Here is a 17,690-nt window from a genome sequence, read left to right as displayed (position 1 = left end):
AAGATATTGACCGACGACGGTGCCGAAGCGCCCGAAAAACCGACTGCCCGAACGTGGCTGATCTACGGGCTGCGCATCCGCCGCGTCGAATTCCTGCCGTTGACGCTGACCGTGCCCTTGGTGCCGGCACTGCTGGTCTCCCATTCGGCGCGGGAACTGCTGTCGCTCAACATGTTGCTGGCGACAGTGGTGGTGATTCTTTCGATTCAGGTCGGGAATATGGCGAACTGCCTGGCCGATCGCGAGATGGACGCCATCTACAAGACCCGGCTGTCGCAGGCGGTCTACGGCCTCGGCGTCGGGTCGGTGGTCCGGCAGATCGCGGTCACCAGCCTGGCGGCGGCCCTGATCGAGGGCTATCTGACCTTCCGCACCGGGCATCTGGATCTGCTGCTCATCGGCGGACTCTGGGCGCTGCTGGGCATGGGTTACTCGCTGCCGCCGCTGCATCTCAACGGGCGCGGCATCTGGCAGCTGCCGGTCCTGCTGGCGGTCTACTTCATCCTGCCGGGGCTGTTCGTCCTGCGCGCCTTCGAGGAACCCGTCTCCTGGGCGGCGGTCGGGGTGATCTGCGGTTTCGCCTGCACCAATATCGGCATCATCGTCATCAACCACGCCGAGGACTTCCCCGAGGACGTGCTGTACTCGATCCGCACCTACGTGCGGGCGCTCGGGCTGACCCGCGCGCTCACCCTCGGCGTCGTAATGCTCTGTGTCGGTGCGGGTCTCGTGACCACCTCGATTCTGGTCATGGCCGGGCCCAACTGGGGTCTGGTGCCCTATCTGATCGCCTGTCTGCTGGGCGTGCGATTTGTCGGCAAGACCGCACTCGCGGTCCGCGGCAAATCACTCGAGGACGGCATCGTCGCGCTGCGCCTCCGGTCGAAACTCGCTCCCCCGCACACGGTTCTGGTGGGGTGGACGACCGTCCTGCTCGCCGCCCTGGTCTTCGCGACCCGCTAGCCGTCCGCCCATCGCACAACGAGTAAGGAGATCGTCGGATGGCGATCCTGCACAAACCCGCCGTGATCTTCCCGGAGGAAGTTGTCACCCTCGAGCAGACGCTCACCATCGCCGAGCGCATGCACGCCGATAACCCGGATCTGGAACTGGCGCTGCGCCTGATCCGCAATACCGGGGTCGAGACCCGGAATATCGTGCAGCCCTTGGAACTCACGCTGCGGCATCCGGGCTTCGAGGAGCGCAATCTGGTGCACAACCGTGAGGCCAAGCACTACGTCCCGATCGTCGTCGCCGAGGCGCTGGCCAATGCCGGCAAGACCGCGAGCGATATCGACGTCATCATCTATGTGTCCTGCACCGGGTTCTCGATGCCCTCGCTGACCGCCTGGATGATCAACGAACTCGGCTTCCGGCCCTCCACCTCGCAGTTGCCCATCGCCCAACTGGGTTGTGCCGCAGGCGGTGCCGCGATCGCGCGGGCGCTCGACTTCTGCCGGGCGCATCCGGGGTCCAATGCGCTCATCGTGGCGTGTGAGTTCTGCTCGCTGTGCTACCAGCCGACGGATATCGCCGTGGGCACCCTGCTGTCCAACGGGCTCTTCGGCGATGCCGTGGCGGCGGTGGTGGTCTCCGATACCGCGAACACCGGCGATGTGGGAATCGAGTTGCGGCGCAATGCCTCCTATCTGATTCCCGGCACCGCCGAATGGATCTCCTACGCCGTGCGCGCCACCGGCTTCCACTTCCAGCTGGACAAGCGGGTACCGGGCACCATGGAGCCCTTGGCTCCGGTGCTGCGCCAGGTCTCCGAGGCGGAGGGCTGGGACGCGGGCATGCTCGACTTCTACATCGTGCACGCCGGGGGGCCGCGCATCCTCGACGACCTGTCGAAGTTCCTCGATGTGGCGCCGAACCAGTTCCGCTACAGCCGCGAAACCCTCACCAGGCACGGCAATATCGCCAGCGCCGTGGTGCTGGACGCCATGCGGCGGCTGTTCGAGGACACCGACAATCCGAAGATCGGGCGCGGCATCATCGCCGGATTCGGTCCGGGCATCACCGCCGAGATCTCGCTGGGAGAGTGGTACGTCTAATGTCGGTTCAGGGTCTGTATGTCGCCCCGGGCGAGGGTAAGCGACTCATCAGCGCGGCGCACGAGGTGGTCTTCAAGGTCACCGGCGAACACTCCACCGCCGCATCGAGTTTCGAGGTGCTGGTACCGCCCGGATTCGATGTCGGAGCGCACCGGCACGCGCACTCCGAGGAGCTGTTCTACATCGTGGAGGGCGAGCTGGAATTCCTCGCCTTCGATCCGGTGTCCAAGGAGGGCCACTGGTCCGAATGGACCTCGGAGGAGGACCACCACGTCATCACCGCGAAGGCCGGCAGCGTGCTCTTCGTCCCGCCCGGCTGCCCGCACGCCTTCCGCAATGTGTCCGACAAGCCCGCGAAGATGTTCTTCCAGGCCTCCCCGCCACCGGATCACGAGCACTACTTCGACGGACTGATCGAGATCTTCCGGACCGGCGACAAGGTCGATCCGGCGGCGGTGGTCGCACTGCGGGAGAAGTACGACATCGAGCAGTTCACCCAGCTGCGCTACGAACCGCCGGGCGGGTGAGACGTGCCGATACCCAGCGTGCTCGCGCTACCCGGCTCGCTCCGGAGCCGGTCCTTCAATCGCGCGTTCCTCGACGCCGTGCCCGCGCTGCTGCCGTTCCCGTGCCGCTATCGGGTATTCGAGGATCTCGCCGAGGTGCCGATGTTCAACGAGGACATCGACATCTACCCGGATCACCCCGGGGTGGCCGCCCTGCGCGCGGCGGTCGACGCCGCGGACGGGGTGATCATCGCCTCGCCGGAGTACAACCAGTCGATACCCGGAGTGCTGAAGAACGCGCTCGACTGGCTGTCGAGGCCGCACGGCGGCGGCGCGCTGCGCGGGAAAGCGGTACTGCCGGTGGTGGTCACGCTCTCGCGCGGCAATGGGTCGCGCGGACTGGCCGATCTCAATCGGGTGCTGTCATATCTGGGCAATTCCGTGCTGTACCAGCCGGAGGTCGTGCTGGCCTCGGCGCCGAGCCTGCTGCGCAGCGGTGACGGGAGCACCGAGATCACCGATGCGGCGGTCCGGGCGCTGGTCACCGTCGCACTGGAACAGTTCGGCGCGCTGCTGCGGGCCGGCACCGCGGCCGCGGCCACCACCCTGCTCGACGAACGCCGGGAGGCCGTCGAGCGCGCCCGCTTCGCACCGATGATTCGCGAGGCACTGGGTCGCGGCGCACCGCCCGCGGCCCTGATCGAGCGGCTGCGCAATGCGGGTGTGACACCCGCCGTCGCCGCGGAATGGATCGCGGCGGAGGCCGCGACCACGCTCATCGGCTCCGGCAATGGATCACCAGGAGGACATTCATGATCGATACCGCCGACGACACCCGGCTGGACTTCCTCGATGCGCGCGTTGTCGACGTGCTCGAGCGGCTGGAGCGGGACGCGCGTACCGACGGGGCGCTGCTCGGCGCGGTGGGCGCCGAGCTCGGGCACCTCGGCGCGACGCCGGACAGCACTGCGCTGCAGACGATTACGACCGTTGCCGAAGAGGCGCTGCTGCCGGTCGCGCGCCCGGTCGGGCGGCTGCTCTATCAACTCGCCCTGGCGACCGGAGCCAAGACCATTGTCGAGTACGGCACCTCGTACGGTATGTCGACGGTGTACCTGGCCGCGGCGGCGCAGCAGACCGGCGCACAGGTGATCGGCACCGAGCTCAGCCCGCACAAGGCCGCCACCGCCACCGCCAATCTGGCGGCCGCGGGCCTGGCGGACCGGGCCCGCATTCTGGTAGGCGATGCCCGGGAGACCCTACGCGAACTCACCGAGCCCGTCGGACTGCTACTGCTGGACGGCTGGATTCCCTTGCACCTGCCCATTTTTCGAATCGTCGAACCCATATTGGCCCCGGGGGCGGTGATTGTCTCGGACAATGTCTCCAAGCATGCGGACAAGATCGGCGACTTCCACCGGTATCTGGCGGCACGGCCGGAGCGGTACGTACGCACGGCCCTGCCGATCGACGACGGCATCGACCTGATCACCCGGGTGCGCTAGGGGCTCGCCGCCTCGACGACGAGAAAGGTAGCGACCATGGGGAGTTCGCTGTTGGAACGGATCGCGCGCTTCGCGGTCACTCGGCCGCGGGCGGTGCTCGCCGCGACATTCCTGGCGCTCATCGTGTGCGGAATTCTCGGCAGCACCGTCGCGAGCCATGTGAAGGCGGGCGGCTTCGCACCCCCCGATGCCGAGTCCACGCGGGCGACGGCACTGCTCGGATCCGAATTCGGCGGCGCGGCACCCAATTTCGTTCTCACGGTCGATGCGGCCGGCGGTGCGGACAGCGACCAGGCGAAGGCGGCCGGGGCCGCACTGTCCGACCGATTGCACGCACGATCGGATATCGCTGTGGTGCAGTCGTATTGGACCACAGCGCCGGATCTGCGGACCGCACTGCGCAGTTCGAACGGTCATATCGCGCTGGTGCTCGCCCGCATCGTCGGAGACGACACCGCCCAGCAGCGCTCGGCCGACGAAATCGTCCGTGCGCTACCGCAATTCCCCGGTGTGACGGTCAAGGCGGGCGGTTACGCGACAACCCTGCGTGATCTCAACAATGTCAGCATCCAGGATCTGGCGCTGGCCGAGGCCATCGCCGTTCCGCTGTCGGCGATCGTGCTGGTACTGGTCTTCGGTTCCCTGGTGGCCGCGCTGCTGCCGGTGGCTATCGGGCTGGTGTCCATCCTGACCACGATGGCCCTGCTGCGCATTCTCACCGAACTGACCGATGTCTCGGTCTTCGCCCTGAACACCACCACCGCCCTGGGGCTGGCGCTCGCGATCGACTACAGCCTGTTCATCGTGTCCCGATATCGCGAGGAGATCGACGCCGGAAACAGCCTGGAGGAGGCGGCGGTGCGCGCGGTCTGCACCGCGGGCCGCACCGTGCTGTATTCCGCACTGGTGGTGGTGCTTTCGCTGGCGGCGCTGATCGTGTTCCCCATGTTCTTCCTGCGCTCGTTCGCCTACAGCGGGCTCGCCGTGGTGGGTGCGGCCGCGGTCGCCTCGATCGTGGTGCTGCCCGCCATCCTGGCGCTGCTCGGGAACCGGGTCAATGCCCTGGATCTGCGCAAGCCCGTGCGCCGCTGGCTGCGGCTCGGGCCGGTGCGCACGGTGCCGCCGCAGGAGAGCGTCTGGTATCGCATGGTCACCGCCGTCACCCGGCGCGCGGTGCCGATCTCGCTCGCGGTGCTGGCGATTCTGCTGCTGCTCGGATCCCCCTTCCTCGGAATCAGATTCGGCGCACCGGATGATCGGGCCATTCGCGCGGGCGCGACCTCCAGCCGCGAGGTCGGCGATATTCTGCGCACCGAGTTCACGCAGAATCCCGCCGATGCCGTCACCGTGGTGCTGCCCGGCTTTCACGGCACCACCGAGGCCCTCGGCGCCTACGCTGCCGAATTGTCCAAGGTCCCACACGCTTCCGCGGTGCTGTCCGCGGCGGGAACCTATGCCGGCGGACAGCGGCTGGCATCCGCACCACCGGGGATGCTCGGCGATGCCGGTGCGGTTCTCGCCGTAGGCACCGCCCTGGATCCGTATTCGACTGCCGGAGAACAACAATTGGATCGCCTGCGCGCGGTCCCCCCGCCGGTGCCGTCCATGTTCGCCGGCGCGGCGGCGGAGAACCTCGACGCTCTGCACGCCATCGGCGCGAAGCTCCCCATTGCCGCGATCTGGATCGTGCTCGCCATGTTCACCGTGCTGTTCCTGTTCACCGGCAGTGTGGTGCTCCCGCTCAAGGCGCTGCTGATGAACATGCTCTCCCTCACCGCCGCCTTCGGCGCCATGGTGTGGGTGTTCCAGGACGGACATCTGGCCGGACTGCTCGGATTCACACCCACCGGCTATCTGGTCGCCAATGTCCCGATCATGATGTTCTGCTTGGCTTTCGGCATGTCCATGGACTACGAGGTCTTCCTGCTCTCCCGCATTCGCGAGGAGTGGCTGGCCTCCGGGGGCACCACCGAGGACAACACCCATGCGGTCGCCATGGGCTTGGCCCGCACCGGGCGCATCTTCACCGCCGCCGCCGTGCTCATGGCCATCGTCCTTGGCGCACTGGTCTTCTCGCGGTTGTCCTTCATCCAGCTCATGGGTCTGGGGCTGGCCATTACCGTGCTGGCCGACGCCACGCTCGTCCGATGCCTGCTGGTCCCGGCTCTCATGCGCCTGATGGGTCGCTGGAACTGGTGGGCGCCACGACCATTGCGCGCGGTGCACGTGCGCATCGGTCTCACCGAAAAGGAATTGATCCCCGCGCAGAGCGAATAGCGCGCATCCCCCATAATCGATCACTATGCCACCGGGAAATCCGGAACCGGCGGTGCTCTACTGGGGGAAGTTTCCATGCTGCTGTCTCGTCGCCGTTTTCTTGCCGCGTCCACCATGGGTGCGGCGGCGACAACCCTGCGACTGCCGGTGGCCGGCGCCGCCGAACCGGCGGTGATCGGCATCGGCGACCCGCAATACGACACGCTTACCCAGCGGGGCTACAACCGGCGTTTCACCGCACGGCCGCAGCGGATCTACTTGCCCGCCAATGCCGAAGAGGTGCGCACGGCGGTCGAGCGATCGGTGAGCGACGGATTGCGGATCGCGGTGCGGGCGGGTGGGCACGGGTTCGACAATTTCGTCGACAATGATCGGACGCAGTCGATTATCGATATCGGCAGACTGGGGACGGTGGGGTGGGATGACACCCAGCGCGCGTTCTCGATCGACGCCGGAACCGATCTGGGCACCGTGTACGAACGACTGCTCACCTGGGGCGTGACGATTCCGGCGGGGATCTGCAAGGGTGTCGGCATCGGCGGCCATGCCAGCGGTGGTGGATACGGGCCGCTGTCGCGACAGCTCGGACTGGTCGCCGACCATCTGCACGGCGTGGAGGTTGTCACCGTCGACAAGGGCGGCGCGGCGAGCACCGTGCTGGCGACCGCGGACGGCCCGAACGCCGATCTGTTCTGGGCCCATACCGGCGGCGGGGGCGGAAATTTCGGCGTGGTGACTCGATTTCTGCTGCGCTCCAAGGATTCCGATGGTACTGATCCGGCGCGGGCACTGCCGAAGGCGCCGGGCAGTATGTTCAATACCCGATTGGTCCTGCCGTTCGCGGACGAGACTTCGTTCCTTCGGCTCGTCAGCAATTTCCTCGGCTTCTTCGAAAAGCACAGTGCGCCAGGCGATCCGTTCAACGCACTCTACGCACCGCTGCTGCTGCGGCCGGGCATCACCGGATCCGAGGTGCAGGTGCTGCTGAACGCCGATGTGCCCGACGCCCGATCGATGTTCGACGAGTTCGTCGCCGCCGTGTGGGAGGGCGTGACGCCCGCACCGATTCAGCTGCCGCTCGAACAGGCTTCCTACGCCGACACCGTGGCTCGCGTCTACTACGCGAAGGGGATGCCCGGGTTCCGGGTGAAGGTCAAATCCGCCTATATGCGCAAGGCGTATTCGACCGATCAGCTGCGAATCCTCTACCGCTACCTCACCGATATCCGCTTCGTCGGCGAATCACAGGTGGAATTCCTGCCTTTCGGCGGCGCCACCAATGCGGTGGCCGCCGACGCCACCGCCGTACCGGCGCGCGACTCGTTCATGAAGATGCTCATCCACGCCGCCTGGCGCCTACCCTGGGACGATGACCGGTACGTTGCCTGGGCGCGGGAAATGTACCGCGACGTCTACGCCGAGACCGGTGGGGCGCCGGTGCCGGACGAGTCCAACGGCGGCAGCTATATCAACTACCCGGATCCGGATCTGGCCGACGCGCAATGGAATACGTCGGGCGTACCGTGGCACACCTTCTACTACGGCGCCAATCACGCACGGCTGCTCGCCGCCAAGACGCAGTGGGACCCCGATACCCTGTTCCAGCACAGTCTTTCGCTGGATCGGCCGGACTGGTAACCCTCAGATCAGGGCCAGCGCCCGGCACGGACCGCCGGTGCCGCCCGCATGCTTGGGTGCGCCCACCACAAGCCGCGCACCCGTCGGCGGCACCTGCGCCAAATTCGCGAGCATCTCCACCCCGTACCGTCCCGCGCCGAGAAACGCCGTATGCGCGCCGTAGTCCTTACCCACCGCCAGGTCCAAACTCAGCGTATCGACCCCCGCGCCGACAATACTGCGCTGCGACACCAGGAATTCCGCGGCAGCCGCCCCGAATCCCGGTGCGTGCGGCCGCCCTTCACCATCCAGATTGAGAAACGCCCCCGCATCCGCCAACCGCCCCTCCCACCCCGAATACATGGCGACAAAGGCCCGGTCCGGAATCCGCCCGTGCGCCGCCTCCCACTGCTCGATATCCGAAACAGTCACCGCCGCATCGGCATCGGCCGCCGCCCGACCCGAGATATCGATCACCACCAGCGGCGCCACCAGATCCTCGGCCGCGATCCGATCAACGGAGGCGCCACCCGCCACCCGATGCAGCGGCGCATCGATATGCGTCCCCGTATGCTCCCAGAACGCCAGCGCATGCTGCTCGAACCCGCCGTTCTCATGCCAGGCCACCGGCACCGACGCAAACGGCAAATTCCCCGGCCACACCGGCAACCCCGAACTCAGCGTATGCGTCAAATCCACCACAGTCCCACCCGCATTCGGAACCCCCCGGGCCACACCAGGTCCCGCCATCACACCCAGCACGCCCAGCCCCGCCGCCCCCAACCATCCCCGCCGACTCACTCCCACCGCAGCCGCCTCATGAGCAACCCGAACAATCCGAGGCGAACACATCCGAGCAGTCACTCCCCCACATAATTTCAACAGTATCGGGCTATCCGCCGGATCACTCTCCCTGGCGTTCCCCGGACCGAGCGTACCGGTAGCGGTCCGAAGACGGCGTCCGGCTCCAGCGCCGGCGGCCTGTTTCCGCCTACCTGTCGGAGACCATCGTTACCGTGAACGCCATGAAGGATGAGGATTCGTGGAAAGTGCCCGCGAGTTGGCAGATGAAGTCTGAGTCGGTGCGCGACAATGGTATTCAGCAATCGGTCGCTGCTGATCCGAGTTCCCCGACGAGGTTGGAGAAGCTGCTGGACGAGCATCGACGGCACCCCGACTTCTACGTCCGGCACGACACCCACGACACCGTCTTCGAACGCTTCCTTGCCGGTACCCGGAATGCGGGCCGAGACGGGCTCGCGGATGCCGCCGAGGCATATCTCGATTCGCCGAATGACCGCCCCTCGGCCGCCGGAGCCGCCGCGGTGGCCATCATGATGGCGGAGGATCACACTGTTTGCTGCCCCGCCAAAGGGAATCGGCGGCACGCCGATCACTGGCACCGCGAAATCGCACCGCTTTTCGTGGACGGATGGGTGTGCGAGCACGGCCTGTTGTTCGCCGTCGAAGCCACGATTCAGCTGAGAAGGATCTCATTCCGGCAGTGGTATCGCCCGGTGCCGGAAGGCCACGCTGTGTACGAGGGAGCGGTGCCGCAATCGCCCGACAGTGCGTCGATGTACCAGCGGTGGTGGCTGGACAGTATCGCCGCGAGGGTGCGCGCATACCTTTGCGCCGCAATGGAAACCGAGTATCAGGCCGTGGTCGACCGGCTTTCGTCCGTACGCACCGACCCCAGTCCGATGATCCGCCTCTCCACTTCGTATCTCGCACCCACACGGCAGGATTGGCTCGAGGCCGACCTGTCGTCGCTGGAACGAACCGACCTGACAGACCCCGCGCTGGAACACACCAAGCTGATGACCCTCGAGCCGGTTCACCTGCTTGTCGCGTCGGCCACCACCGAGGCACAACTCGAACGAATCGCCGCGGTGGCCCGCCGGATGGCCGAGGCGATCAACCGGCGCTCATTCCGCTATACGTACACCAGCCAGCGGCCGTTGTACGGCATGGCAACCCGGTTCGGTCCCGCGTGTGCGCCGGTGCTCGCGGTCATGCTCGACCAAACTCCGTTCGGCAAGGACAAGCAGTTACTGGCCGGAATGCTGGCCCAGTTTCCCACCGATGCCGCGTACCAGATTCTGCTGGAGCGCATCGACGACAGGTATGCGGCCGCCGCCCTGGCCAAAGCCGGTGTGCGGTTCCCGCAGCGAGCCATGAGGCTGCTGTCCGACCGAGCGGCACGGACCAGCTCACCAGCGGTGCGGCACGCGCTGCGGCTACATGCGGTCGCTCACGACTCTCCCGGCGAATTATTAACACGCACAACACGGTTGCCAACTTGGTTCGCTCCCGCACTACTGCCACAGATCCTGCTGCGCGATGGCCGATCGGTGGTATCGGAGGCGGCTGTCATCCGTCTCATCACGGCACTCAGAACAAACGGTCCCGACCTCGACGAGGCCGTGACAGCAGTGACCGACACGGCCGATCGCGCATCGCTGGCCGAATTCGCGTGGGCGACAATGGAAGCTTGGCAGCAGGCGGGCTATCCGGCTGGCAACCGCTGGGTCCTGCACGCACTGGGCGTACTCGGCGATGACAACACCGCACGCCAGCTGACCCCGTTGATCCTTGGCTGGCCCCGCCAATCCGCCTATCAGCGAGCCGTGTACGGGCTCGACACTCTGGTGGCGATCGGCAGCGAGACCGCGCTAGAGCAGCTGCGCGCCATCGCGATGAGGGCAAAAACAAAACTCAGAAGAGCAGCGAACGACAAGTCCGCCGAACTGGCAGCCAGGCTCGGCACTCGTCTGGTACGTTGACGGACCCGGTACGGCCCGAGCAGGCTAGCGCATCCCGCCGCCGGCGAGCGTTGCGAGGATGTTGGAGTGGGCGCGGAAGTCGGCGAGGCCCTGTTCCTGTGCGGGTTGCAGGTTGCCGGGTAGCGGGGCTCGGGCCTCGGTCGGCAGGGCCACGTTGGTCAGGAGGTCTTGTAGCTGGCGCTGTAGGGGGTTGTCCCCTGCGAGGTTGTCGAGTTCGAGGCGGCCGCGGTCGGTGGAGTAGTCGTAAAGTTCGAATTCCTGGGGGCGGGTGGGATCGAAATCGACTGTGCCGTCAGTGAAGTGGGAGTAGGTGACGAGCTTCGCGGCGGGAGTGATCAGGGCCAGGATGTGGGCCGGTGGGGCCAGGTCGAAGGGACGGGTGCTCTCCTCGATGGAGAATTCGTCGGTGGCGTGCAGGACCCACGGTCTGCCGGGCGCCGAGGGGTCGGAGCAGATCGACGCGATATCGGCGCGTCCGGCCAGGTGGGCGTAGCGGGCGTCGGATCGCCACTGGTTGCCGCCGGATGCCACGGTGAGAAGCAGTGGGGCCAGATCGACGCTCGAGACCAGCTGGGACCGGGACGATGCGCCGCCACCGCCGAGCAGCCCGCGCGGATCGTGCACCAGCAGTGGGACCCTGATGCCCTCCTCGTAGGCCGCGCCGCCTTTGCCGTGCAGCCCATGCGATCCCGCGTAGTCGCCGTGATCGGCGGTGAAGATCACCACGGTATTGGCGGCCACCTCGGGGCGGGCCTGCAGCGCATCGAGGACCCGGCCGATCTGGATGTCGACCTGCTGCTGATACCAGAGGTAGGTGTTCTGCAGGCGAATCCACTCCGGCGTCGCGGCGGCATCCCACTGCGGTGTCCCGAAGGCGAACTTGCTCAGTTCGATGAACGCCGTCTGGTGTCCCGGGCGAGTGCGCCGAATGTCTTCCGCCGTCTGGAAATTCGGCGGCAGTCCGGTGAAGACCGCCGGAAGGTCCACGCCCGCATGCACAACCGAGTTCCAGTACAGAATGTCGTGCGGGTTCAGGAAGGATACGGTCGTGCACCACGGGCTGCCCCCGGCATTGCCGTCCAGCCATTCCACGAACTGCGTCGCCGTGCCCGGATCCGCCTTCAACCCGACACCCGCACCGCCGTTCGGCGACGGGTAGGTGCCGCCGTCGAATCCATAGGTCTCCATACCGCCGGGCACGGTGTCGGCATGATCGGACAGATGCCATTTGCCGTACCAGTGGGTGGCGTAGCCCTGGTCGCGCAGCATGGTTCCCCAGGTCGGAAAGCCCGGGGACAGCGTCGACACGGAATTCCCGGCCGTCAGCATGACGCCGGTCTGATGGGAGTACAGGCCGGTCAGCATGGTGCCGCGCGCGGGAGTGCAGGCATTGGACGCGGTGTAGTACCGGTCGAAGGACACCGCGCGCTGCCGGATCCTGGCGATATTCGGCAGCAGCCGATCCAGCTCCTGGGTGTCCGGAAACCATTGCGGTGCACGCATTTCGTCGACGATGACAACCAGAATGTTCGGCCGGTCGGCACTGCCTGCACGGGCAGCGGCCGGACGGGCGCCGACCGCCGCACCTGCGGCAACGGCCGCACCGGCGGACAGGAATCGTCTTCTGTTGACGGGCATGCACAACCTACTCACGGTCGATCGGATGAAGCGGCGGACAGGCACTTGCGCGCGCAAGTAGGATCGATCCTAGCGTCGAATCACCCCGGAGGAGATTGATAAATTGGGGACCAAACGCGTCACCGCCGCCGATATCGCCCGATCCCTCGGCATCTCCCGGGCGACCGTCGGCTATGTCCTGAACAACACTCCGGGACAGACGATTTCGCAGCCCACCCGGGAACGGGTGCTCGGCGAGGCCGCCCGGCAGGGCTACCGGCCCAATATCGCCGCCCAGGCGCTGGCGCGCGGCCGCAGCCGATTCATCCTGCTGGCCGTCCCCGATTGGCCGCTGACCTCGTTCAGCATGACCAGCGGCCTGAATGCCGCGAGCCAGGTCATCGACCAGGCCGGATACTGCCCGATCGTCTATACCTTCCACCCCGACGAGCGCACCCGCCGCGCCTGGGAAGCCCTGGATCCCGCCGCCATCGTCTGCCTCGGACTGTTCCAGCCCGCCGAACTCGCAGCCATGCAGGAGTGGGGAATCGGCCCGATCGTCCCGTCCCCGCAGCACCAGCGGCTGACGGCGGACGTGCCCTCGGTCGGAGATACCACGCGGGTTCAGGTTCAGCATCTCTACGATCTGGGCCATCGCCGGTTGGCAGTGGCGACTCCGACCAATCCGCGAGTCGCGGCGCTCGGGACGAACCGGGCCCGGGCCGCATGCCACGGCGCGGCGGAACTCGGGCTGGAGCCACCCGATATTCGCGCCGTGAACCATCTCGACGACTCCGCGGCCGCCGCCGTTCGGCAGTGGCGGGATGCGGGCATCACGGGGGTGGTCTGCTTCAACGACGATATTGCCGCCACCGTGATCGGCGCCGCGCTGGACGTGAAACTAGCTGTGCCCGAGTCCCTTTCGGTTGTCGGTCACGACAACTCGCCAATGGCGGCACTGTTCCGCCCCGCCATCACGAGTGTCGATCTGGATATCGCCGGGCTCGCCGCCTATCTGGCGCACCTGGCCCTGCATGCGGCCGACGGCCGCCCGCTCCCCGGACCTCCGCCGGAAATCGTCGCGACGCTGCATCCGCGTGCGACCACACTGCCTCCGCGCGAGACCACCGGGCCCCGCTGACCCCGCCGAATATAATGCGGCATGACCATCAAGATCGACGCTCTCGATGCTGCGCTACTGAAGGTGTTGGCAGCCGATCCGCGGGCGCCGATTCTGGAGCTGGCGGCGCGGTTGCGGATTGCGCGCAATACGGTGCAGGCCAGGATGAAGCGGCTCGAAGCCTCCGGGGCGGTGCGCGGGTATCCGCCGGACGTGGATCTGCAGGCGATCGGGTTCGCGGTACACGCGTTTCTGGGCATCGAACTCGATCAGAACAAGATGGACAGCATTGTCGAGGCGCTGCGGGAATTCCCGAATGTGCTCGAGGTGCATGCGACCACGGGGCGGGCGGATCTGCTCGTGCGGATCGCGGCGCAATCGCAGCAGGATCTGCTCGGAATCATTCAGCGGGTGCATGCCATCCACGGCGTGAAACACACGGAAACCATGCTGGCACTGGCCACTCCGATCCAGTACCGCTCGCTCCCGCTGGTCGAACATCTGACGGACAACCCGGACACACCGTGAGGTGACCGGATCCGGCCGAGCTCGAGCAGACTGACGCGCTCGCCAGAGTGTCCCAGGTCACTTTTGAGCAGTCTGATCAATATTTTCGCGGTCTGTTGACACAGATCACACATTCACGGCAAATTGCGCAGCACCGATAGCTATTCCTTTCGTATGCAGCTCACGATCTGAGTTGTGGAAAGTGTGGTGACTGTTCATGACCAGCGTTGCCTGCCCCTCAGCTCAGCAGGCCGAGCCGGCCGCCCCGTACGACCTCGCCGACCGCTATCGCTCCGGGGCGGGCCCGGTCCTGCTCACCGGCGTTCAGGCCATTGCCCGGCTGTTTGTCGAACAGCACGTCCGCGATATGCGGGCCGGGCGGCGGGTCGCCACCTTCGTCTCCGGCTATCAGGGCAGCCCGCTCGGCGGTGTGGACAAGATGCTGCTCGGCATGCCGAATGTGCTTGCCGAACATGACATCACATTCATGCCCGGCTTCAATGAGGAGCTCGCCGCCACTTCCGTGTGGGGCAGCCAGGCCGATCTGCCCGCCGGGCGGCCGACCCACGACGGGGTGGTCGGCGTCTGGTACGGCAAGGGCCCCGGCGTCGATCGGGCGACCGATGCCATTCGGCACGCCAATATGTACGGGGTCAATGCACGCGGCGGGGTATTGCTGCTGGTCGGGGATGATCCGGCGTCGAAGTCGTCGACCGTGCCCGCGGTCAGCGAGCGGTCGCTGGCCGCCATGGGCGTGCCGGTCCTGTTCCCGCGCAATGCCGAGGAGATCATCACCCTGGGCATGGCCGGGATCGCGCTCTCCCGCGCTTCGGGTTGCGTAGTCGCCATGAAGATCGTCGCCGATGTCGCGGACGGGGCGTGGACGGTCGACGCCTCGGTGGCCGATCTCCCGCTCGTCGTACCCGAGGTGCTCTGGGAGGGAAAGCCTTTCGCCTACCGGCAGCGGCCGATGGCGGCGCCCACCGATGCGGTGGTGGCCGAAGCCGATCTGTACGGTCCACGCTGGGCCATGGTCCGCACCTTCGGCGCCGCAAACGATCTCGACGTCATCGAGGTGAACCCGGCCGAGGCAAAGATCGGTATCGCCGCCACCGGAACGACTTTCGACGCGGTCCGCCAAACCCTGCTCGACCTCGGCGTCGACGAGCAGGTCATGCACCGCGCCGGCATTCGCCTGCTGCGCATCGGTATGCCGTATCCCGTTGGTGCGCAGAAGGTCACCGAATTCGCCCGGGGTCTCGAACAGATCATCGTGGTGGAGGACAAGACCGCCTTCATCGAAACCCAGATCCGCGAGATTCTCTACGGCACGGTCTGCGCACCCCGCATCCTGGGCAAGCAGGACGGACGCGGAGCGCTGCTCATGCCGGCCGACGGCGAGCTGACCCCCGGCCGGCTGCTCGGACCGCTGCGACGGGTGCTGCGCGATCATGTCGAACTGAAAAAGGCTGCGCCGCCCCCGCTTTCACTGGAGGTGCTGTCCGCCAAGCGGACACCGTACTTCTGCAGCGGATGCCCGCACAATCGCTCCACCGCACTGCCCGAGGGCTCGATCGGCGGCGGCGGTATCGGTTGCCACACCCTGGTGACCATGTCCGGCCGTGCCGACAGCGCCGTCACCGGACTCACCCAGATGGGCGGGGAAGGCAGTCAGTGGATCGGCCAGGCGCCGTTCACCGATGTGCCGCACCTGTTCCAGAACATCGGCGACGGGACCTTCTTCCACTCCGGACAGCTCGCCGTGCAGGCCTGTGTCGCGGCCGGGGTGAACATCACCTACAAGTTGCTGTGGAACGAAGTGGTCGCCATGACCGGCGCACAGGATGTGGAGGGCGGGCTCACCGTCGCGCAGCTGACGCACAAGCTCACCGTCGAGGGCGTCAGGCAGATCATCATCTGCGCCGACGAACCGAAGCGGCACAACAGGCGGGCGCTGGCCAAGGGCACGGTGCTGTGGCATCGCGACCGGCTGGACGAAGCGCAGAAGACATTGCGGGACATCGAGGGCGTCACCGTTTTGATCTACGACCAGCACTGCGCGGCCGATGCGCGCCGGCAGCGCAAGCGCGGCACCCTGCCCGTCCGCACTACCCGGGTCGTGATCAACGAGGCCGTCTGCGAGGGCTGCGGCGACTGCGGCGCCAAATCCAATTGCCTGTCCGTGCAACCGGTGGAGACCGAATTCGGGCGTAAAACTCGGATCGATCAGACCTCGTGCAATACCGATTACAGCTGCCTGGACGGTGACTGCCCGTCGTTCGTGACCGTAGAGCTGACACCGGATAAGAAGGGCCGCAAGAAGACTCGGAAGACCGTCGAGCCGCCCGTGGTGATCGATCCGGGCCTCGGGGCACCGGAGGGCACGCAGAACGTGTTGCTCGCCGGGATCGGCGGCACCGGCATCGTGACGGTCAATCAGGTGCTGGCCACCGCCGCCCTGCGCGCCGGATACGACGTGGAAAGCCTGGATCAGATCGGGCTGAGCCAGAAGGCCGGACCCGTCATCTCCCATCTGCGTTTCTCAGCAAACGAATTGGAGCCGTCCAACCGGCTCACCCCGGGCAGCGCGGACTGCGTCATCGCGATCGATCTGCTCACCGCGACCGATGCCAAGAACCTCCAGTACGGCAACCCCGCCGGGACCGTGGTTATCGCCTCGACCAGCCGGACGCCGACCGGAGACATGGTGTACGACAGGTCGGTCCCGTACCCGGAGACCGAGTCACTGCTGGATCGCCTTGTGTCGGTATCGGATTCGCTGAGCCACTTCGACGCACTGGCAGCGGCGGAGAAGTTGTTCGGCAATACCGCCGCGGCGAATTTCCTGATGGTCGGCGCGGCCTTCCAAACCGGTGGACTACGCCTGCCCGCCGCGGCCATCGAAGAGGCCATCGGCATCAATGGCGTTGCGGTCGCCGCCAATATCGCGGCATTCCGCTGGGGTCGCGTTGCCGTCGCCGATCCCGCCGCCTTCGCCGCGGCCACCGCTGCGACTACCCCGCAGCGTGCTCGCCCGGTTCCCGCAGATCTGCTGGCGGGCACCACCTTCGACGGTGAGGTTCGGCGATTGGTGGAACTGCGCGCCGCCGAACTGATCGAGTACCAGAACGCAAGGGTCGCCCGCGGATACCTCGATACGGTCCAGGCCGTGTGGTCGGCGGAGCGAACGGTCACCGGCCGCACCGAATTCAGCGAGGCCGTAGCGCGCGGACTGCATAAGTTCACCGCCTACAAGGATGAATACGAGGTCGCCCGCCTGCTGGTCGATCCGTCCTTCCTCGCCGAGGTGCAGTCGCAGGTGCCCGGCGGCGAACGACTCACCTACAAACTGCACCCGCCCATGCTCCGCGCCCTCGGACGCAAGAAGAAGATCGGCCTCGCGCCGACATCACATGTGGCCCTGAAGGTCCTCGCCAAAGGCAAAGCGCTGCGCGGCACCCGCCTGGATCCCTTCGGCTACGCCCACGTCCGAAAGGTGGAGCGGGAGTTGCTCGCCCACTACACCGATCTGATGCGACGGCTGGCAGCGGATCTGAATGCCGAAAACTATGACACGGCAACGCAGGCCGCCGAACTTCCCGGCCTGGTCCGCGGTTACGAGGACATCAAGCTCGCCAACGTAGAGCTGTACTGGTCAGGACTGCGCAAGCTCGGCCTCGAGCACTGATCCAGCACGG

Annotated in this window: 13 protein-coding genes; 11 read left to right on the top strand and 2 right to left on the bottom strand. The window is 66.5% G+C overall.

Annotated elements, in window-relative coordinates:
- Positions 1 to 6 precede the first annotated feature (6 nt).
- From OG326_RS09750 to OG326_RS09720, 7 genes are all read left to right on the top strand, one after another.
- Positions 7 to 963: a UbiA family prenyltransferase gene (locus OG326_RS09750; RefSeq protein ID WP_327144289.1), complete on the top strand. Its 957-nt coding sequence runs from the start codon at positions 7 to 9 to the stop codon at positions 961 to 963.
- 38 nt (positions 964 to 1,001) lie between these two features.
- On the top strand, positions 1,002 to 2,057 hold the full coding sequence (locus OG326_RS09745) for a type III polyketide synthase (RefSeq protein ID WP_327144288.1): 1,056 nt from the start codon (positions 1,002 to 1,004) through the stop codon (positions 2,055 to 2,057).
- A complete protein-coding gene (locus OG326_RS09740; RefSeq protein ID WP_327144287.1) occupies positions 2,057 to 2,584 on the top strand; it encodes a cupin domain-containing protein in 528 nt (175 codons plus the stop codon). The genes OG326_RS09745 and OG326_RS09740 overlap by 1 nt, the downstream gene beginning before the upstream one ends.
- Positions 2,585 to 2,587: 3 nt before the next feature.
- Positions 2,588 to 3,379: an NADPH-dependent FMN reductase gene (locus tag OG326_RS09735; RefSeq protein WP_327144286.1), complete on the top strand. Its 792-nt coding sequence runs from the start codon at positions 2,588 to 2,590 to the stop codon at positions 3,377 to 3,379.
- A complete protein-coding gene (locus tag OG326_RS09730) occupies positions 3,376 to 4,068 on the top strand; it encodes an O-methyltransferase (protein ID WP_327144285.1) in 693 nt (230 codons plus the stop codon). Before OG326_RS09735 ends, OG326_RS09730 begins: the two co-directional genes overlap by 4 nt.
- 36 nt (positions 4,069 to 4,104) lie before the next feature.
- Positions 4,105 to 6,345: an MMPL family transporter gene (locus OG326_RS09725; RefSeq protein ID WP_327144284.1), complete on the top strand. Its 2,241-nt coding sequence runs from the start codon at positions 4,105 to 4,107 to the stop codon at positions 6,343 to 6,345.
- A 75-nt stretch (positions 6,346 to 6,420) separates the two neighbouring features.
- A complete protein-coding gene (locus OG326_RS09720) occupies positions 6,421 to 7,983 on the top strand; it encodes an FAD-binding oxidoreductase (protein WP_327144283.1) in 1,563 nt (520 codons plus the stop codon).
- 3 nt (positions 7,984 to 7,986) lie between these two features.
- Here the strand turns inward: OG326_RS09720 and OG326_RS09715 are convergent, their stop codons facing one another.
- A complete protein-coding gene (locus OG326_RS09715; RefSeq protein WP_442790934.1) occupies positions 7,987 to 8,814 on the bottom strand; it encodes a cyclase family protein in 828 nt (275 codons plus the stop codon).
- Positions 8,815 to 9,287: 473 nt separating this feature from the next.
- On the opposite strand from OG326_RS09715, the gene OG326_RS09710 reads away from it, so the two are divergent.
- Positions 9,288 to 10,748, top strand: a complete 1,461-nt coding sequence (locus OG326_RS09710) for a hypothetical protein (RefSeq protein ID WP_327144281.1) — start codon at positions 9,288 to 9,290, stop codon at positions 10,746 to 10,748.
- Between the two features lie 24 nt (positions 10,749 to 10,772).
- Here OG326_RS09710 and OG326_RS09705 read toward each other — a convergent pair whose 3' ends face one another.
- The gene (locus OG326_RS09705; protein ID WP_327144280.1) at positions 10,773 to 12,386 is read right to left on the bottom strand and encodes a sulfatase-like hydrolase/transferase; all 1,614 of its coding nucleotides are present in this window, start codon (positions 12,384 to 12,386) and stop codon (positions 10,773 to 10,775) included.
- Between the two features lie 103 nt (positions 12,387 to 12,489).
- On the opposite strand from OG326_RS09705, the gene OG326_RS09700 reads away from it, so the two are divergent.
- From OG326_RS09700 to OG326_RS09690, 3 genes are all read left to right on the top strand, one after another.
- Positions 12,490 to 13,506: a LacI family DNA-binding transcriptional regulator gene (locus OG326_RS09700; RefSeq protein ID WP_327144279.1), complete on the top strand. Its 1,017-nt coding sequence runs from the start codon at positions 12,490 to 12,492 to the stop codon at positions 13,504 to 13,506.
- Positions 13,507 to 13,527: 21 nt separating this feature from the next.
- Positions 13,528 to 14,013 carry an Lrp/AsnC family transcriptional regulator gene (locus OG326_RS09695; RefSeq protein ID WP_327144278.1) on the top strand — a complete coding sequence of 162 codons (486 nt, stop codon included), beginning with the start codon at positions 13,528 to 13,530 and terminating at the stop codon, positions 14,011 to 14,013.
- 196 nt (positions 14,014 to 14,209) lie between these two features.
- Positions 14,210 to 17,680 carry an indolepyruvate ferredoxin oxidoreductase family protein gene (locus OG326_RS09690; protein ID WP_327144277.1) on the top strand — a complete coding sequence of 1,157 codons (3,471 nt, stop codon included), beginning with the start codon at positions 14,210 to 14,212 and terminating at the stop codon, positions 17,678 to 17,680.
- Positions 17,681 to 17,690: the final 10 nt, after the last annotated feature.

It is taken from the genome of Nocardia sp. NBC_01327 (assembly GCF_035958815.1).
Lineage (GTDB): Bacteria > Actinomycetota > Actinomycetes > Mycobacteriales > Mycobacteriaceae > Nocardia.
The sequence above is the reverse complement of the archived record's forward strand: the minus strand, read 5'-3'. Positions and strand labels throughout refer to the sequence as shown.